Annotated in this window: 11 protein-coding genes and 1 pseudogene; 10 read left to right on the top strand and 2 right to left on the bottom strand. The window is 59.8% G+C overall.

The window, feature by feature from the left end; translation table 11 throughout:
- Positions 1-8 precede the first annotated feature (8 nt).
- Positions 9-1145: a polysaccharide biosynthesis/export family protein gene (locus ACFVTJ_RS19695; RefSeq protein ID WP_386910285.1), complete on the bottom strand. Its 1137-nt coding sequence runs from the start codon at positions 1143-1145 to the stop codon at positions 9-11.
- A gap of 166 nt (positions 1146-1311) precedes the next feature.
- On the opposite strand from ACFVTJ_RS19695, the gene ACFVTJ_RS19690 reads away from it, so the two are divergent.
- From ACFVTJ_RS19690 to ACFVTJ_RS19675, 4 genes are all read left to right on the top strand, one after another.
- Positions 1312-1626, top strand: coding sequence for a hypothetical protein (locus ACFVTJ_RS19690; protein WP_386910283.1), 315 nt, complete (start codon positions 1312-1314; stop codon positions 1624-1626).
- Between the two features lie 172 nt (positions 1627-1798).
- Positions 1799-3562, top strand: coding sequence for a gamma-glutamyltransferase (gene ggt / locus ACFVTJ_RS19685; RefSeq protein WP_386910281.1), 1764 nt, complete (start codon positions 1799-1801; stop codon positions 3560-3562).
- Positions 3563-3809: 247 nt separating this feature from the next.
- A complete protein-coding gene (locus ACFVTJ_RS19680) occupies positions 3810-4028 on the top strand; it encodes a hypothetical protein (RefSeq protein ID WP_386910279.1) in 219 nt (72 codons plus the stop codon).
- A gap of 44 nt (positions 4029-4072) precedes the next feature.
- Positions 4073-4477: a hypothetical protein gene (locus tag ACFVTJ_RS19675; RefSeq protein ID WP_080827660.1), complete on the top strand. Its 405-nt coding sequence runs from the start codon at positions 4073-4075 to the stop codon at positions 4475-4477.
- Between the two features lie 101 nt (positions 4478-4578).
- Here the strand turns inward: ACFVTJ_RS19675 and ACFVTJ_RS19670 are convergent, their stop codons facing one another.
- A complete protein-coding gene (locus ACFVTJ_RS19670; RefSeq protein ID WP_386910277.1) occupies positions 4579-6930 on the bottom strand; it encodes a LuxR C-terminal-related transcriptional regulator in 2352 nt (783 codons plus the stop codon).
- A gap of 135 nt (positions 6931-7065) precedes the next feature.
- On the opposite strand from ACFVTJ_RS19670, the pseudogene ACFVTJ_RS19665 reads away from it, so the two are divergent.
- The 6 genes and pseudogenes from ACFVTJ_RS19665 (at position 7066) to ACFVTJ_RS19640 (ending at position 14965) form a co-directional block, all read left to right on the top strand.
- A pseudogene (locus ACFVTJ_RS19665) lies at positions 7066-8094 on the top strand (ABC transporter permease).
- The gene (locus ACFVTJ_RS19660) at positions 8094-8975 is read left to right on the top strand and encodes an ABC transporter permease (RefSeq protein ID WP_386910275.1); all 882 of its coding nucleotides are present in this window, start codon (positions 8094-8096) and stop codon (positions 8973-8975) included. The pseudogene ACFVTJ_RS19665 and the gene ACFVTJ_RS19660 overlap by 1 nt, the downstream one beginning before the upstream one ends.
- A 4-nt stretch (positions 8976-8979) precedes the next feature.
- Positions 8980-10626 (top strand): ATP-binding cassette domain-containing protein, encoded by a 1647-nt coding sequence (locus ACFVTJ_RS19655; RefSeq protein WP_386910273.1) that lies wholly within the window; start codon positions 8980-8982, stop codon positions 10624-10626.
- A gap of 17 nt (positions 10627-10643) precedes the next feature.
- A complete protein-coding gene (locus ACFVTJ_RS19650; RefSeq protein ID WP_003524601.1) occupies positions 10644-12200 on the top strand; it encodes a hydantoinase/oxoprolinase N-terminal domain-containing protein in 1557 nt (518 codons plus the stop codon).
- Positions 12193-13326: a DUF917 domain-containing protein gene (locus tag ACFVTJ_RS19645; protein WP_386910271.1), complete on the top strand. Its 1134-nt coding sequence runs from the start codon at positions 12193-12195 to the stop codon at positions 13324-13326. Before ACFVTJ_RS19650 ends, ACFVTJ_RS19645 begins: the two co-directional genes overlap by 8 nt.
- Before the next feature lie 43 nt (positions 13327-13369).
- Positions 13370-14965, top strand: a complete 1596-nt coding sequence (locus ACFVTJ_RS19640; RefSeq protein WP_386910269.1) for an ABC transporter substrate-binding protein — start codon at positions 13370-13372, stop codon at positions 14963-14965.
- Positions 14966-15022: the final 57 nt, after the last annotated feature.

Genomic DNA, 15022 nt, shown 5'->3' with positions numbered 1-15022 from the left:
CTCATTGGTCAGTTGCCGCCGCCGGGAAGCGGCGCTGCAGCCGTCGGCACACTCTTCTGGAACACGGTCAGCAGCTTGGCCGAATCCACCAGCGGCGCGTTGCTTGCATAAAGCACATCACCCTTCTGCATCTGGAAGAGCTGCATGAGGGCGATGCTGGAAGCGTCGCGCATGTTGACGTGATAGATCACGGGCCGCATGGTCGTGGCCGTCGCGACCGGGCCTTTCGCGCCGGGCGCCCTTGCGGCGGGAACCTGAATAATCTCATTGCGGAAGACATAGACATTGCGCGCATCTGCGCGGTCATCCAGCAAGCCACCGGCGCGGCCGACGGCCTGCGCCAGGGTCAGCTTTCCGGCCTCGAACTGGAATTCACCGGCACTCTTGAAAGCGCCGAGTGCGGTGTAGCTCGCCGCGTCGCCATCGACCATGATCTGATCATCCGGTGACAGGCGGATATTCTGACGATCTTCCCGCATGACGCGGTCAAGAGGCGCGCTGGCCCTTTGCGAGCCACGAACGACAGTGACCGTGGCCGCGCCCGCAGCGACAGTCGGGCCGCCAGCTTGATTGAGCGCATCGAGCACCCGCTCCTGCCGGGCGGTGAGCACGATCTTTCCGGGATTTTTCACCGCACCACTGAGCATGACGGCGCTCGTCGGCTTATCGACGACAGTCACGACGGCCTGCGGGTTCACGGCCGAGCCCTTGAGGCCGGCGACGACCTGCGATTGCAGCCCTTCGGGTGTGGAATCAATTACCCTCTGTTTGCCAACGAAGGGAATATTCACCGAGCCGCTCTGATCCACCGTAAAGCGTCCGAGATTAAGCGTCTTGCTCTGTGTCGGGGAGAAAAGTCCATCTTCTCCCGTATCCAGCACGGTGATGTCGATCACGTCGCCGCGCCGCAATCTCTGGGCGTTGTAACCGGTGTTGCGAAGCGCGGTAAGGCCGGGTCCGGAGGCGTTCAGCGTGCTTCCGGCAGAAACCGTGGTTGCCGATGCATTAGCGAGCTCGATGACGGGAATTTTCTCGTTGGTTCGAGGGAACGTCGCAGACCGGATATTGCCCGCGGTCGGTCCGTCAGATGGCTTTGCACATGCGCTCAAAAGAGCCATCAGCAAAATCGCCCCCAACTTTTTCATCCCTCATCCCCTTAATGATTCAACCTGACGCAGAGATAACATCCCGACACGTCATCGCAACAACTTTAGCGGTTGCAGTTTAGCGAAAAACTGTCCTCGAAAGTGCAGGTGTGGCCATTCCGCAACCCTTTCGGAACCGCCAGAGGAAAACCCCAAGAATGCACCAATGAGAAATAAGAAGAGATCCACCTCTTCTGAACACGATTGCACGACCAAAAAGCGCGATAGCCTGTGGCGTGACAATTTCGTGGCATTGAGCTATGTCACTTTGTCTACGCGCATTCACTGGCCTGTTAAATTGCGGTCGCTCTTTGCCCGCCAACGAAGAGATTTGGGGAATGCAATGACACCGCTCGATGAGACAAAATTACATTCTTTCATTGGCCGTCACATTGATCCCGCGGCTCAAGCTCAGCGTGCGACGCACTACAAACGGGAAAGCGGCATGCCTCTACCGTTCCATGATCTGCTTTCATTCTGAAGGGAGAAACAGCGCGCTCGATTTGCCGTTGATCGGCCAAGTTATGGATACGGGCGGCGTTGGATACTTGGCCGTGGGCTGAGTTGGAGGGGCGCCGGCAAAAATGATAACTGGCTCTCGGTGGAAGGCCGCTCTCCCATCAACGGGTCATAACGCTTTGGAGGATAAGACCATGAAAATGAGAATTCTCGGTGAAGCTGCTGTCGCCCTGGTGCTGTCAACCGCAATTGCCTTCGCCCAGCAGGCCTCTGATACGGTGGCACCCGAAAAAGCGACCGACGTTGCGACAGCCAGACGTGTTGAGTCAAAGAGCTTCATGGTCGCAGCGGCCAATCCGCTGGCGGCCGAGGCGGGGCGCGACGTGATCGCCGCAGGCGGCAACGCCATAGATGCGATGGTGGCCGTGCAGACGGTGCTGGGCCTGGTTGAACCTCAGAGTTCAGGCCTCGGAGGGGGTGCCTTCCTCGTCTATTACAATGCGAAAACCGGCAAGCTGACGACGTTGGACGGCCGCGAGACGGCTCCGATGAACGCCACACCAAAGCTCTTCCTGGACGACAAGGGTCAGCCGCTTAAATTCATGGACGCTGTCATCGGCGGTCGCTCCGTTGGAACGCCGGGAACGGTGCGACTGCTCGAGGAAGCCCACAAACGCTATGGACAGGCGGAGTGGGCAAGCCTGCTGAAGCCGGCGGAAAAGCTGGCGGCCGAGGGCTTCAAAGTGTCACCGCGCCTGGCGTCCCTGATCGCCTCCGAGGGCGACCGGTTGAAGAAATATCCAGAGGCGCAGTCCTATTTCTTTGACACCTCCGGCGCGCCCCTGGAGGCCGGCGCCCTGTTGAAGAACCCTGCCTATGCCGAGACGCTTTCGGCCCTCGCCGAAGGCGGCGCGGACGCCTTTTACAAGGGGAGAATTGCCGAGGAGATCGTAAAGACTGTACACGAGGCCACCGACAATCCCGGCGTGCTGTCGCTTTCCGATCTTTCCAACTATCGCGTCATCGAGCGCGAGCCTGTCTGCTTCCTCTATCGTGGCCTTGATGTTTGCGGCATGGGACCGCCATCGTCAGGCGCCATCGCCATCGGCCAGATGCTCGGCTTGGCGGAAAATTTTGATCTCAAGACCCTGGGGCCGAAAAACGTCGAAAGCTGGCGCATTATCGGCGACGCGCAACGTCTCGCCTTCGCCGACCGCGAGCGTTACGTCGCTGATACCGGTTTCGTGCCGCTTCCGGTCAAGGGCCTGCTGGACAAGTCGTATCTGGGCGAAAGGGCAAAGCTGCTCGACGGCGACAAGGCACTGACCAAGGATGCCGTCAAGGCCGGCGAGCCGGAATGGGACCACGCATTGCTTTTCGGCCGGGATGCAGCGCTCGAATTGCCCTCCACCAGCCATTTTGTCATTGTCGACAAGGAAGGCAATGTGGTCTCGATGACGACGACGATCGAAAACGGCTTTGGCTCGCGTCTGATGACGAACGGCTTCCTGCTCAATAACGAGTTGACCGACTTTTCCTTCAAAACCCATGATGGCGGCCTGCCCATCGCCAATCGCGTCGAGCCCGGCAAACGGCCGCGCTCCTCCATGGCCCCGACCATCGTGATGAAGGATGGCAAGCCACTGCTCGCCATCGGTTCGCCCGGTGGCAGCCAGATCATCGGCTATGTGGCGCAGGCGCTGATCGCCTATATCGACTGGGGCATGCCGGTTGAGGCGATCGTCGCCCAGCCGCATCTGATCAACCGGTTCGGCACCTACGACATAGAGGCAGGCACCAGCGCGGAAGAACTGGCCGGTCCGCTGAAGGCACTGGGTTACGAGGTGAAACCAGGTGAGATGAATTCCGGTTTGCATGCCATTGAGATCACCGCGCAAGGTTTGGCCGGCAGCGCCGATCCACGGCGCGAGGGGGCGGTTGTAGGGGGCGGCATCTGAACCTGCGGCTCCAGGGCTTTAATCCTGAGGGCGACTATCCATGCATTCCGGCCGATCTTTGCACGGGCCAGTTCCGGGCAGCATATCCTGACAAGCGGGGGATTGCTCTCGGCGCAAATTGATCCGGCCCACCGAACAGCTAGAAGTGATTCAATTCGAGCCAATCAAAAGTTGCATAAATGATTGACTCTTGTGATCGCTTGGGCAAGCTTCGGTCAGAAAATGACGGGGAACATAACAAATCATCATGTCGCCAGATCGCTTCAACGAATGCCTGCGGGTGATCCGCTGGACACCAATCAATATTGCCTCTGCCTTGCAATGCGAACTCTCATGGATCGAGGCGCTGGAAGCGGGCAACGAAGCCGTTCCCGAGGGATTGGGAACATGGCTGGAAACGCTGGCTCAAGCCCATGAGGCCCTTCCGCCACCATCGACCTACCGTGGAAAAAGATCGTCGTTCTGATGCGGGCGACAGCTGAAAACCTCACCAACAATCGGACATTACCCATGAAATCTCTTATTGCAGCCCTTGGCCTCATCGCCTTCTCAAGCCCTGCTTTCGCAGCATCCTGCGAGAAAAACTTCACCGTTTCGGGGGTGCCGATGGTGACCGCAGTGTCTTATAAGTCGTGGCAGGAACTGCCGAAAGCCAAGGCACCTGCGGTCCTTCAAAAGCTTGCCCAAGCCGTCGCAGCGGAAGGTTTCTCCGGCATTCAGATCAACAAGGCGCTCTCATCCATCGATGCCCATCAGGAAACGAGCGGCAGCGGCAGAATTCAAACACTGCGGGTGGTGGCAAGGCAAAAAGGCAATGCCGTCCGGATCGATGCCGTTTTCAATATCCAGGCAGGACAGATCGCCGACAAAAACGTCATTCGCGAGGGCATCTGCAATATCATGAAGGGCGTGTGAGGCGCTGCTCACCCCCATCTATGCGCGTGGCATGACGACTTTCATGCACCAATGTGGCTGAGCGCACGCGGAAGAGAGATGTTTCAGAGATCGCAGACGTATTAAAGCCAGTCCAGAGCCTTCGCTGCACGAATGGCTTCGGAACGCCGCTTGCAATCCAGCTTGCGGAAAAGGTTGCCCAGGTGAAACTTCACCGTCACTTCCGAGATGTTCAGCGTCTGGGCGATCTTCTTGTTCGACATGCCGCCAGCAAGGAGCTGAAGCATCTGCGCTTCCCGCTGGGAAAGTCCGCCATGCAGGGCGCGTGCCTGCGGGGAGTTTACCGAGTCGGCAAATATCGACAGCGCGGTACGGACATCGGAAGAGGTCTCGATGAAACTCCGGATGCGACGATTGTTCAAAAGTGGAGACAGGAAGATGCGCTCCTCTGACAAGACGCCTCTGCAACCAAGGCGGGTCGCCGATTCAAGAGCTGTGAGAATATGCGCACGGGCGGCGGCATTGTCGCGGCGCTGGTGGGCGGCGTAGCCCTGCCAGATTCTGAGTGCCACTTTTTCCCGGTTGGTAACTTTGGGATTGGCGATCATCGCATCTATCTGGCGAGAGAGATAAGCGCGTGGCGTGAAAAGATGCACGGCGTCACGCAGCCACGCCATGACGTAAGCGATTTCGTCGCGGCGCGTCAGCCTTGAAAGATCCTCATGCGCACTTTCCACCCAGTTGCGACCCATCGGCATGCGGATTGCCGAAAGAGTGGCGGCAGCATCCGCCCAGCGATTGGCATTCTGGTAGGCGATGGCGGTCCTGATCTCCATCATCGCATGGAATTGGAGCCCTTCCGAAAGGTGAATCCAGAGGCCGTCCAGAAAACCCGCACGAACGGTCATCGGGAAATGGTCGATCAGCACCTGCGAGGCGTAAAACAACGCAAACTGCATCAGGCTTGGCCAGATTTCAGCGGCGGCGAAGTCATCGAATTCGTGCTCAACGAAATGCAGCAAATCGCGCGGCTTCCCCGCCTCATAGGCGAGACAGGCCTCTGCAAGCCGCAACATCCGGAACTCCTGCGCGGCATCATGCGGCACCTGCTCCAGCCTTGCGCGCGCCTCTTGCGCGGCCCGGCGCGCCATAAGCACGTCACCGCTCATCAGCCGCAGCACGATCTGATGCAGATGGATGAAGAATTCGAGCAAAGGCTGCCCGCCCATCTTGCGCAGATAGATAAGGGCGCGGGCGGCAGCTGCCTCCGCCTCGCGAAAATTGCGGCGGCGGATTTCGAATTCAAGCAACGCATTGTAGTAGGACGCCCACTTGCCGTGGTCGTCCAACGGATAATCAGCCATGAACTCGCCGAGACGCGTTATCATCGCGTCGTTTGGCGTCAAGTCCTCGGCGATCATCAGGTTTAGCCGGAAAGTTCGGGCGGCAAAAGAAAATCGTGAGTCCCTGGCAAGCGCCTTCAACGGATCGAGATAGTCCGATCCAAGGCTTTTGCCGACGAGATGTCGCACGCGCTGCAATTCCCCCTGTTTCAGCAGGGCGCGTGTCACGGCAAACAGCACGGTTTCATTCGTCGCAATCATCTCCTGTGAAAACCGCATGATGATCTCGCGAAACCTGTCGATGCTGCTTCGGTAGATCAGCTCACGGCCGTGAGCGCGTTCAAGCATTTGTGCGGCGTGGGTCTCATAACCCCGGTCGAGCAGCATCGCCATCGCCGCGAGCGAGTTCCCTGCCCTTTCAAAAGCGGACGCAACCTCCACCACGGCGCTGCCGGCCTGCAAAATCGCCAGGCGTTCGCGCGCGGCAAAGGTCAAAAGTCGTATGAGCGTGGGATGTTGCTCTGGACGTCCGGTGAGGAAAGGTGGGAGCAAGTCCCTCCACTCCGCCTTGGGTTCCGCAGACGGGTTTTCGAGCCAGAAGCAGAGCTCGACCGTCTGGCCGGGAGAAAGATGCGTCAGATAGTTTTCCCGCAAATACTCTGCACACAACCTTTCATCCGGCTGCCGCGCCAACGCGAGGAAGGCCGGCCATCCCGCAAAATCCTCAAGGGCGATGCGTCGCTGTTCGAACGGCAGGCTTTCGGCTTCATCGTTCCCCAGTGCCAGTTCATCCGGCCCAATGGTGAGCGAACCGCGATGCAGGATCTGTCGCGCCAGCCCGCTGACCCGTTGATCGGGACGACAGGCAATGATCAAAACCCGCACCGATTCCAGAATACCGGCAGGCATACGCACGGCCCGCGCAACGACCGGCACATCCCATAGAAGGCAGCCATCGGCCACTTCATCGCTTCGCGGCTGGTGCGTGCAGCATATCGTGGCACCCAGTTCCTTCGCGATCATCTCCAACAGCACGCTTTTTCCCGCTCCCGCCGGCGCACGCAGAAAAACCACACCATCGGTTTGGCGGGCGATGCGACGGCAAAGGCGGGTTCGGGGTAACAGCGTCATTCGCAATGGATAGGAGATTTAATCACCAAAACCTATACCAATCTTTCAAAAAACTATACCTTTTGGAGATTGTTGAAAAGCATCGACGATGAAAACTTGTGCTCAGCCAACCGACGCACAAGGAACGTTCCACCGATGCAGCAACATCCGCTGATCGCGATTTTGAACAGGCTCGGCACTTTCGTGCTGGTCATGATTGCCCTGTCCATCATGATTTTTGTGCTTGCCCGCGTGGTGCCCGGAGATCCCGCCCGCATGGCGCTGGGTCCGGCGGCAACGCAGGAGCAGGTGGATGCGCTGCGCGGGCAGATGGGCCTCGATAAGCCGCTCGCCGCTCAATATCTCGATTATATCGGCAACGCGCTGCACGGTGATCTTGGTTTTTCGCTGGTGTCGCAGCGTCCGGTTACGACCGATCTCGCGCAGACCGTTCCCGCCACCGTCGAACTGGTGCTGGTCTCGGTCATCTTCATGTTCCTCGTCGCCATCCCGCTCGGCGTTATCACGGCGCATTACCGCGACCGGCCGCTGGATCATATCGGCCGCATCCTGTCGCTTACCGGGGTCACGATCCCAAGCTTTCTCTTCGCCATCACGCTGCAATTGCTGGCAGCGCGCTTTCTCTCCGGCTGGCCGATCATCGGAAGGCTCGATCATTCGCTTGGCTGGCAGGGCGGCCCCACCGGTTTCATCCTTGTCGACGGCGTGCTGGCCGGACGTTTCGACGTCGTTCTCGATGCGCTTAAACATCTCGCGCTGCCGGCTTTCGCGCTTTCCATGGCAGGCATCGGCCAGATCACCCGCATCACGCGCTCCTCCATGATTGAAAACTAGCGCAAGGACCATGTACTGACCCTGCAAAGCTTCGGCGTGCCGGAGCGGGTCATCATCTTCCGTTACCTGCTGAAGCTTTCGTCCATAGCGCCGCTGACGATCATGGGTCTCGAATTCGCGTCGCTGATCGGCAATGCCTTCGTGATCGAGATGGTCTTCGCCTGGGGCGGTTTTGCTTCCTATGGGCTCAACGCCATCCTGCAGAAAGACCTCAACGCCGTGACCGCCGTGGTGCTGGTGGCCGGCCTATTCTTCATCGTTGCGAACCTGATCGTGGATGTTCTGATCTCGATCATCGACCCGCGCCTGCGCCGCAAGGAGGCTCGCTGATGGCCGATATGAAAATGCTCGAACCCACCGATAGGGGCTTAAGCGCCGGTTACATGATGTGGTATCGCTTCAGCCGCAATCCGGCGGCGGTCATGGGCTCGCTGATCCTCCTGTCGGTGTTGGTGCTGGCGGTCTTCGCGCCATGGCTCACGCCCTATCCCAAACATATCGGCGCGGTTGTCGATTTCCGCGCTCGCCACATGCCGCCGGATCTCGAACACTGGTTCGGCACCGACAAGGCAGGGCGCGATATCTTTTCCCGCACCATCTTCGGGCTCCGCGTCTCGCTGCTTCTCGTTATCGGTGTGCTCGGCATTTCCGTTCCGGTCGGAACTGTTCTTGGCCTGATCGCCGGTTATTTCGGCGGCTGGACCGAAAAACTCATCAGCGGCCTGACGAATGTGATGCTGGCCATGCCGCCACTGGTCATGGCACTCGCAGTGTCCAACCTCCTGGAACCGACGCTGACGAACGCCATGATCGCAATCACGCTGCTGTGGTGGACCTGGCACGCGCGGCTGATCTATTCGGTATCGAAGTCCATCGCTTCGGAAGATTACATTGAGGCGGCGCGTCTTGCCGGTGCGGGCCCGTTACACATCCTCTTCCGCGAAATACTGCCCAATTGCGTTTCGGTCATATCGGTCAAGACGACGCTCGATGCCGCCTTCGTCATCCTGTTCGGCGCGACGCTGAGCTTCCTGGGTTTTGGCGTCAAGCCGCCGACCCCTGATCTTGGATCGATGGTTGCCGACGGGCGCCAGTTCATGCCGGATTTCTGGTGGGAAGTGCTCTGCCCCGGCGCGGCCGTGCTTTACGTGACGCTGGGTTTCAATCTGCTGGGCGACGGCCTGCGCGACATGTTCGACGTGGAAAGCTAAAACCATGACTGAACCGCTTCTCAAGGTCGAAAACCTCAACGTCACCTTCACCAACTATGGCCGCAGCCGGCAGGTGCTGCGCGATGTCGCCTTCACGGTTGCCGCCGGCGAGCGCGTGGCGCTGATCGGTGAAACCGGATCGGGCAAATCGGTCACTGCCAAGGCGATCATCGGCACTTTGCCGAAGAATGCCGCGATCACCTCCGGTGCGATCGTCATTGATGGCCGGGATGTGCTTTCCTTACCGCGCAGGGAGCGTGAGGCGCTGAAGGGCGCGGCGTTTTCACTGATCATGCAGGACCCGCTCTCCTCCTTCAACCCGGTCTTCAAGATCGGCACGCATCTCGATGACGTCATGCGTTTTGCCGACAAGCGCGATGGAATCAACTCTTCCAAGGTCGAGCGTCGCAACCGCATTGCTGCCGTTCTACGCCGGGTGCAGCTTGCCGACACCGAGCGGGTGATGAACGCCTATCCCTCCGAACTTTCGGGCGGCATGCGCCAGCGCGTGCTGATCGGGCTTGCCCTGCTGCACCAGCCGAAGCTCCTGATCGCGGACGAGCCGGGCACGGCGCTTGATGTGACGACGCAAGATGAAATCCTCAATCTCATCAACGAGCTGGTCGCCGAAGAAAACATGGCGCTCTTGATGATCACGCACAATCTCGGCGTCGTGCGCAAGGTGGCGGATCGAGTCGTGGTCATGCATCATGGCGATATCGTTGAGACCGGACCCTGCACGCAAATCCTGCATACGCCTGCCGAGGGCTATACGCGCTCGCTTCTGGATGCCGTGCCTCCGCTTTATGGTCCGCGCGTCACCGATCTGGAGCAGAGCACGCGGCAGCCGATCATCACACTCGAAGGGCTGAACAAGATTTATGGCCGGCGCAATGGCTACCATGCCGTGCGGGATGTGAACCTGACGCTGAAGCAGGGCGAGGTTTTTGGCCTTGCGGGCGAATCCGGTTCCGGCAAGACCTCGGTCGCGCGCATGATCATGGGCCTTTCGCGCCCGACCTCCGGCAATCTTGTCATTGACGCCCCGGCGCCTGCGCGCGGCAAGCGACTGACGCAGATCGTCTATCAAAACCCGGGCACCTCGCTCAATCCAAAGCGCACGGTGAAACAGACGCTTGCCCTGCCGCTGAAATCCATCGGCATGGACGGGCCTGCGCGTGAAAACCGCATGCAGGAACTGATGGGGCTGGTGCGGCTGCCGCAATCCTATCTCGGCAAATATCCGCATGAGCTGTCCGGCGGCCAGAAGCAGCGTGTGGCGATTGCCCGGGCGTTGGCGGCCGAGCCGAAAATTCTCATCCTTGATGAGCCGACGGCCGCACTCGATGTCTCCGTGCAGAAGACGGTTATCGACCTTTTGCTGCAGCTGCGCGAGGAGCTTGGCCTGACCTATCTGATGATCTCGCACGACCTGTCGCTGATGCGCAATTTCTGTTCGCGCATCGCCATCATGCTGCGGGGCGAGATCGTCGAAGAGGGCGTGACGTCGGCGGTCTTCGCCGAGCCGGCCCATCCCTACACCCGCGCGCTGATCGCGGCCATCCCCGTCGTCACCGACGAGGAAGAACGTCTCAAACCCACGGTGACCGAGGAGGAGCGCATGCGCTTCCTCGTCAAAACGACCGATTGATGAAAGAGGAGCCTGACGTGTATCGCGTTGGAATTGACGTCGGCGGCACGAATACCGATGCCGTTGTGTTGCAGGATAAAACCGTTCTGGCGGGGGTGAAGGCCTCCACGACAGAGGATGTGACGTCAGGTGTCATCGAAGCGCTTGAAAAGGTCATCGAGGCATCGGGCATAGACAGGTCGCGCATCGGTGCCGTGATGATCGGCACCACACATTTCACCAATGCGGTGATCGAGCGCCGGCATATGGACGAGGTTGCAGCCATCCGGCTCGGCCTGCCCTCCGGCGCTGGCCTGCCGCCCATGGTCGACTGGCCGGATGACCTCCGGGAAATCGTCGGCAACCACGGATATCAAGTGCGCGGCGGTTACGAATTCGACGGTCGCGAAATTTCGCCGCTCGATGAGGACGAGATCGTTCGCATCGCCGCCGATATCCGCGCCAAGGGCCTGAAGGCGGCTGCCGTCACCTGCGTTTTTAGCGGCATCAACGATGCAATGGAGCTTCGGGCGAAGGAAATCCTGCAGGAACGCTGCCCCGGCCTGCCGGTGGTGATGTCCAAAGATATCGGCCGCCATGGCCTGCTTGCACGGGAAAGTGCTGCAATCATGAATGCCAGCCTGCTGTCGCTTGCCGACCGCACGGTTGCCGCTTTCGGCGCTGCGCTGAAGGCTGCGGGCATCACCTGCCCGTTTTATATCACCCAGAACGACGGCACGCTGATGGCGGCTGATGTGGTGCGCGGTTTCCCCGTGCTCACCTTTGCTTCCGGTCCGACGAACTCCATGCGTGGTGCGGCCTTCCTCACCGGTCTCAAGGATGCCGTCGTCGTGGATGTGGGCGGCACCACGTCGGACGTCGGCTCGCTGTCCCACGGTTTCCCGCGTCAGGCCTCGACCACGGTGGATATTGGCGGCGTGCGCACCAATTTCCGCATGCCTGACGTTTTCTCCATCGGTCTCGGCGGCGGTTCCCTCGTGGTCAATGGCGACCATGGCCTGACTGTCGGACCGAAATCCGTCGGTTACCGCGTCCGCCGCGAGGCGCTCTGCTTCGGTGGCTCGACCCTGACAGCGACCGATATCGCGGTTGCCTCCGGCAAGGCCGATGTTGGCGAGAAAAAGCTGGTCTCCAGCCTTGATAAAAAGCTCGTGGATGCTGCCGTCAGCAAGATCAACGACATGCTGGAGGCCTGCGTGGAGCGCAGCCGCATTTCGTCGTCACCGGTGCCGGTTATCGCCGTTGGCGGCGGATCCATCCTGATGCCGGATCGCATCGGTGATCTTGATGTCATTCGGCCTGAGAATTTCGCGGTGGCCAATGCCGTTGGCGCGGCCATTGCGCAGATCAGCGGTGAGACCGACCGGGTCTTCTCACTCGTCGATGGACGCACACGCGAGAGCGCACTGGCTGAGGCAGAAGCGGAAGCCCGCGAAAAGGCGGTTGCCGCTGGCGCGATTGCCTCGACGCTCGAAGTGATCGAGCGCGAGGATATGCCGCTGGCTTACCTGCCCGGCAACGCCACCCGCATTCACGTGAAAGTTGTTGGAGAAATGGGAGCCAATCATGGCTGAGACACGCAAGCTGAAATATGACGAAGCGGCATTGCGGACGCTGACCCGTGAAGATCTCGACGCGCTGGAAATCGGCGCAGGCATTCTCGGCACGGGCGGCGGCGGCAATCCTTATCTCGGCAAGCTTCTTGCGCTGGAGGCCATGAAGGCCGGCTACGAGATGAAGATCCTCGCAACCGACGCGATTGAGCCGGACGCGCTCTGCATGTCCATTGGCGGTATCGGCGCGCCTGTCGTCGGCGTCGAGCGCATTCGCGAAGGTCGCGAAGGCCTGCGGTGCCTGCGCGCCATGGAAGAGCTGATCCGCACGCCCATCGACGCCATCGTCTGCGAGGAAATCGGCGGTTCCAATTCCATGAACCCGCTGGTGACGGCGGCGCTGGGCGGCCTGCCGATCCTCGATTGCGACGGCATGGGCCGGGCTTTTCCCGAGATGCAGATGACCACCTTCTCCATCTATGGCCATAGTTCCACGCCGTCGGTGATGTGCGATCTGCATGGCAATGCCGTCATCTTCAGCCATGCCGTTTCCGAGGTCTGGCACGAGCGCATGGCGCGCGCCTGCGTCGTGTCGCAGGGCGGCGGTGCGATGTTGGCGACCGCGCCGATGCAGGCGCATTACGTGCACCAGTATGGCATTCCGAAAACCTACACCAAGGCGATCGCGATCGGCGAGGCAGTGATCCGCGCCCGCAAACAGCAGGAAGACCCGATTGCCGCAGTCTGCGCGCTCGAAGGCGGGCGGCGCATCTTCAACGGCAAGATCACCGATCTGAAGCGCCATCTTCGCGGCGGTTTCGCGGTTGGCGATCTCACGCTTTCCGGCTTTGATGATTGCGCCGGTCAGACAGCAGGCGTCGCCATCCAGAACGAATTCCTGCTGTTTTCCCGTGACGGCAAAGTGGAAGTGACGGTGCCCGATCTGATCGTCCTGCTCGATGTCGACACCGGTTATCCGATCACTACCGAAGTGCTGCGCTACGGCCAGCGCGTGGCCGTCATCGCCATCCCCTGCCATGACCTGCTGCGCAGCGCCCGCGCGCTTGAGGTCGTCGGGCCGGCGGCCTTCGGTTACCCGGACATTCCTTTCTCACCGCTGCCCGTTCCGGTCAGCAAGGCTGCCTAACCATAAGCGGGCCAATGACCCGCAATAAAGAGGAGAACAAAAAATGAAAATGCCTGTATTTTCTTCCCGTCTCGCTGCGCTGGCACTCGGCACGGCGCTCACGTTGCCGCTTATCTCTTCCGCAGTTCTTGCGGAAGACAAGGTGTCGGTCGCGGTCAACACCATGCAGATATTCAGCTCGCTCGACCCGGCAAAAGTGACCGACTACACCGGCTACATGGCCATCGTGAACATGTATGACGGTCTGACCACGGTAAACGCCAAGGGCGAAATCGTGCCGCATCTCGCGAAATCCTGGGAGATTTCCGAAGACGGCCTGACCTACACTTTCCACCTGCGCGACGATGCGAAATTCCAGGACGGTACGGCAGTGAAGGCGGCCGATCTTGCCTGGTCGGTCCAGCGCCTGCTCGGCATCAACAAGGGCCCGTCGAACCTCATCGTCGGCGTGCTGAAGCCCGAAAACGTTACCGCGCCTGACGATGCCACGCTGGTCATGAAGATCGAGCGCCAGTTCTCGCCCTTCATGGCGGCAACGCCGCTGATGATGGCGATGAACAAGACGCTGATCGAAGCCAATACCAAGCCCGAAGACAAATGGGGTGAGGCTTATGTCGGGGAACATTCCGCCGGTTCCGGCCCCTATAAGCTGGTCAGCTACAACCGTTCCGCCGACATGGTAATCGCCCGCAACGCCGATTATTTCCTCGGCTGGACGAAGGGCAAGCCGATCGATGAGGTGCGCTTCGTGCAGACCAGCGACGACGCTACCGTCAAGGCGCTGGCGGAGAAGGGCGAGCTCGGCCTTTCCTCGCACGGGCTTGGCAACGACACCTATGAATCCATCGGCCGGATGAAGGGCTACAAGCTGATCCAGACCCGGACCGCCGGCGGCTTCGTCATCAAGCTCAATACCAAGGTCTATCCGACCGACGACGTCCACGTCCGCCGCGCCATCGCCTATGCGACCGACTACAAGACGATCCAGGAAGTGATCTATCCGGGCTTCGATATGAAGGGGCCGCTTTCCGACGCGTTCAAGGATGCGCATAACGGCGATATCCAGCCGGGCGTCTACGATCTGGAAAAGGCCAAGGAAGAACTCGCGAAGTCGAAATATGCCGGCCAGAAGATAACGCTCGTCAACAGCTATGTCGCGTCGCTGGCCTTCGAGGCGGAAGTGGCCTTGCTCCTGCAATCCAGCCTCGAGCAGATCGGCATCACGCTCGATATCAAGCCCGAGCCGTGGAACCGTATCGTCGAGCTTTCTTCCAAGCCCGAAACGACGCCGGCATCGACGCAGGTGAATATCTCGCCGACCTATCCGTCGCCGGATTCGATGTTCTACAACCAGTATCATTCCAAGGCTTCCGGCACCTGGATGTCGATGGAATGGCTGCAGAACGCGGAAATCGACGGCTTGATCGACAAGGTTCGCTCCACCACCGATGTCAACGAGCAGAACGCCACCTACAAGGAAATGCAGACGAAAATCGTCGATCTTCAGCCTGACGTCTGGGCGGTTGCGCCGAACCGCCGTTATGCGGCGAACAAGTGCCTTCAGGGTTACGAGTTCATTCCCATGCAGAGCTGGGACCTGAACTTCTCCAACTTCCATTGGGACTGCAAGGCCGAGTGATCTTGACCTCATGAAAACCGGCCCCGCCACAAATGCGGGGTTGGCCAGATTTGGAAC

The organism is Agrobacterium sp. NPDC058088 (assembly GCF_042885035.1).
In the GTDB taxonomy this organism is placed as follows: Bacteria; Pseudomonadota; Alphaproteobacteria; order Rhizobiales; family Rhizobiaceae; genus Agrobacterium.
Note: the sequence above shows the minus strand (reverse complement) of the source record. Positions and strands in the feature narration are given on the sequence as shown.